This is a genomic window from Arthrobacter sp. Dra40, assembly GCF_059091905.1.
In genome coordinates, this window is record NZ_JBNHHB010000330.1 from 1 (window position 1) to 4,057 (window position 4,057).

The 4,057-nt window shown below is 65.8% G+C and carries 4 protein-coding genes; 3 read left to right on the forward strand and 1 reads right to left on the reverse strand.

From position 1 onward, the window contains the following. Window positions 1-70: 70 nt before the first annotated feature. The 3 genes from AC5RWT_RS35080 to AC5RWT_RS35090 are packed head-to-tail and all read left to right on the forward strand — an operon-like array spanning window position 71 to window position 3,689. Window positions 71-1,591 carry an MmgE/PrpD family protein gene (locus tag AC5RWT_RS35080; protein ID WP_494084252.1) on the forward strand — a complete coding sequence of 507 codons (1,521 nt, stop codon included), beginning with the start codon at window positions 71-73 and terminating at the stop codon, window positions 1,589-1,591. Beyond that, entirely contained in the window at window positions 1,592-2,497 is a 906-nt protein-coding gene (gene prpB, locus AC5RWT_RS35085) for a methylisocitrate lyase (protein ID WP_494084253.1), read from the forward strand. Between the two features lie 31 nt (window positions 2,498-2,528). After that, a complete protein-coding gene (locus AC5RWT_RS35090) occupies window positions 2,529-3,689 on the forward strand; it encodes a bifunctional 2-methylcitrate synthase/citrate synthase (protein ID WP_494084254.1) in 1,161 nt (386 codons plus the stop codon). Here AC5RWT_RS35090 and AC5RWT_RS35095 read toward each other — a convergent pair. After that, the coding region (locus AC5RWT_RS35095; protein ID WP_494084255.1) for an NUDIX domain-containing protein at window positions 3,686-4,057 on the reverse strand (372 nt) is incomplete at its 5' end. The genes AC5RWT_RS35090 and AC5RWT_RS35095 overlap by 4 nt on opposite strands.

Here is a 4,057-nt window from a genome sequence, read left to right on the forward strand (position 1 = left end):
AAAGCCTGGAACATTTCAAGTCCACCGATCCCAACCATCGACCCGATCTGCCACTCGAAAGGACTGTTTCATGACCGTCGAGCACCACGTACGCGTCTACCGCAGCGAAGAGAACCTGCCGCGCGAAGATCAGCTTGCCTACAAAATCGCCCGCGTTGCGACGGATCCCGTGGAGGTTTCCGACGACGTGGCTGAGATGGCCATTAACCGGATCATCGACAACGCGTCGGTGGCCATCGCCTCGCTGAACCGCTTACCCGTCGTCGCCGCCCGCGCGCAGGCGCTGAGCCACCCGGTCTCCCGTGCCGGAAACGGCGCCGGCATCTTCGGCATCGCGGACAAGACATCGCCGGAGTGGGCGGCCTGGGCCAACGGCGTGGCCGTGCGGGAACTGGACTACCACGACACCTTCCTGGCGGCCGACTACTCACACCCGGGCGACAACATCCCGCCCATCCTGGCGGTCGGCCAGCACGTCGGGGCGAGCGGCCGCGACCTGATGCGCGGCATCGCCACCGGTTACGAAATCCAGGTGGACCTGGTCAAGGCCATCTGCCTGCACAAGCACAAGATCGACCACGTTGCCCATTTGGGGCCGGCCGCCGCAGCGGGCATCGGCACGCTGCTGGGTTTGGACGTGGAAACCATCTTCCAGGCCGTGGGCCAGGCACTGCACACGACGACGGCGACCCGCCAGTCCCGCAAGGGCGAGATCTCCACGTGGAAGGCCCATGCCCCGGCGTTCGCGGGCAAGATGGCGGTGGAGGCCGTCGACCGGGCCATGCGCGGCCAGACCTCACCGGTGCCGATCTACGAAGGCGAGGACGGCGTCATCGCCTGGCTGCTGGACGGCCCGGACGCCTCCTACAGCGTCCCGCTGCCCGCGCCGGGCGAACCCAAGCGCGCCATCCTGGACACCTATACCAAGGAACACTCGGCCGAATACCAGGCCCAGGCCTGGATCGATCTGGCCCGCCGGCTGCACCGCGCGCACCCGGAAGCCACGCAGGCGGACAATGTGAAGTCCGTGCTCATCAGGACGAGCCACCACACGCACTACGTGATCGGCTCCGGCGCGAACGATCCGCAGAAGTACAGTCCGACGGCGTCCCGCGAAACACTGGACCACTCCATCCCCTACATCTTCACCGTGGCACTGCAGGACGGCACCTGGCACCATGTTGATTCGTACGCCCCCGAGCGGGCTGCCCGGCCGGACACCGTCTCGCTCTGGCACAAGGTCAGCACCGAGGAAGACCCGGAGTGGACCCGCCGCTACCACTCGCTGGACATCTCGGAGAAGGCGTTCGGCGGCTCCGTGGAAATCACGCTGGCCGACGGCACCGTCATCACCGATGAAATCGCCGTAGCTGACGCGCACCCGCTGGGCGCCCGCCCGTTCGCTCGGGACCAGTACGTGAACAAGCTGCGTACGCTGGCCGCCGGGATCGTCGAGGACGCTGAAATCGACAGGTTCCTGGCCGCCGTCGAGCGCTTGCCGGAACTGGCAGCCGGAGAGCTGGACCAGCTGAACATCCAGGCAGCCGACGGGGTCATCGACCTTACCGCAGGACCGAAGGGGTTGTTCTAAATGCTCTACTCCGCCACCACCCCCGAGCAGAAGCGCCGGACACTGCGCGAGGGCTTGGCGTCCGGGGAGCTGCAGCAGTTCCCCGGCGCGTTCAATCCCCTGTCGGCGCGGCTGATTCAGGAGAAGGGGTTCGACGGCGTCTATATCTCAGGCGCGGTGCTGGCCAATGACCTGGGGTTGCCGGACATCGGCCTGACCACGCTGACCGAAGTCGCCACCCGGGCGGGACAGATCGCTCGGATGACCGATCTGCCCGCTTTGGTGGACGCCGACACCGGTTTTGGCGAGCCGATGAACGTGGCCCGCACCGTGCAGGAACTGGAAAACGCCGGTCTGGCCGGCTGCCACATCGAGGACCAGTTCAACCCCAAACGCTGCGGCCACCTGGACGGCAAGAACGTGGTGGACTTGGAGACCGCCAGCAAACGGATCCGTGCCGCCGCGGACGCCCGCCGCGATCCAAACTTCCTGATCATGGCGCGTACCGATATCCGCGCCGTGGACGGCCTGGCTGCGGCCCAGGACCGTGCCCGTGCGCTGGTCGACGCCGGTGCGGACGCCGTCTTCCCCGAAGCCATGCGGACGTTGGAGGAATTCGCTGCCATCCGCGACGCCGTGGAGGTGCCCGTGTTGGCCAACATGACCGAGTTCGGCAAGAGCGACCTGTTCACCGCGGACCAACTGTCCTCGGTCGGCGTCAACATGGTCATCTACCCGGTGACACTGCTGCGCAGCGCGATGGGTGCGGCCGAGCGGACCCTGGACACGATCAAGGCCCAAGGCACGCAACAAGCACAGGTCCCGGACATGCTGACCCGTGCGCGTTTGTACGAATTGGTGGATTATGAGGCGTATAACCAGTTCGACACCTCTGTATTCAATTTCCAAGTGCCCGGCCGGCACTGACAAGGCACTGACCAAAGACATAGGAGTCGCCATGAGCACGGATGCAACGACTGAAGCACCGCAGATCCACAAGGGGCTGGCCGGCGTCGTCGTCGATACGACGAAGATTTCCAAGGTCAACGCCGAAACGAACTCCCTGCTGTACCGCGGGTACCCGGTCCAGGACCTCGCTGCGCACTGCAGCTTCGAGGAAGTGGCCTACCTGCTGTGGAACTCCGAGCTTCCCAACCCGGACCAGTTGCGGGAGTTCACCGCGGCCGAACGCGGCGGCCGCGCACTGGATCCGGTAGTGAAGTCGGTCATCGATGCGCTGCCGGTCCAGACCCACCCGATGGATGTCTGCCGGACGGCCGCCAGCGTCATCGGGGCGCGCCACCCGCTGGCCGGGGATTCCTCCCCCGAGGCCAACATGACCAAGGCGGTAGAGCTGCTGGCGGCCTTCCCCGCGGCCATCGCGTACGACCAGCGCCGGCGCCGCGGCCAGGACCTGGTGGAACCGCGCAGCGACCTGGGCTACGCGGCGAACTTCCTGTGGATGACCTTTGGCGAGGAGGCCGCCCCGGAAGTGGTCGACGCCTTCAACGTTTCGATGATCCTGTACGCGGAGCACTCGTTCAACGCTTCCACCTTCACGGCCCGGGTCATCACTTCCACGCTCTCGGACCTGCACTCAGCCGTCACCGGTGCGATCGGCGCGCTGAAGGGCCCGTTGCATGGCGGAGCCAACGAGGCAGTGATGCACACCTTTGAGCAGATCGGCATTCGTGCTGACGAGCCCCGTGAGGACGCCGCCGCACGCGCCCGGGCCTGGATGGAGCAGGCTTTGGCGGAGAAAAAGAAGGTGATGGGCTTCGGCCACCGGGTCTACAAGCACGGTGATTCACGGGTGCCGACCATGAAGGCGGCCCTGGACAAAATGATCGAACACTACGAACGGCCCGAAATACTCGGTCTCTACGACGGGCTCGAGCAAGCCATGGCCGAAGCGAAGAACATCAAACCGAACCTGGATTACCCGGCCGGCCCCACCTACCACCTGATGGGGTTCGACACGGAAATGTTCACGCCGCTGTTCGTGGCCAGCCGCATCAGCGGCTGGACCGCCCACATCATGGAGCAGCTGGAGGCCAATTCACTGATCCGTCCGCTCAGCGAGTACAACGGGCCGGCCCAGCGGGAGCTGGGCCGCTAGGGTTCCCACGTCACGCGGTGGCCGGTGTCGAGGTTCTCGACGCCGGCCACTGTTTGATTATCCGGCCGCATCACCACGTGCAGCCGGGGCTGCTGTCCCGACAAAGCCAGCGGCAGCCAATGGCCGGCGTCCTGCCACATCAGCCCCAGCGGGAGCTGGTCCAGGCGATACCACGCCGGGGCGATTTCCGCCGATTCGACCGGCACGCCGTTCCAGCGCCTGGCTACGAACAGGGCAGTGTCCATGTTCCACTCAGGCTGCGCAGGAAAGTCGAAAAAAATTCGCCCGGCCTCCTCGAGCGCCTCCGGCGCAAGGCGCACGCCGGTTTCTTCCTGCATCTCGCGGCAGGCTGCGTCCTCGTCGCGCTC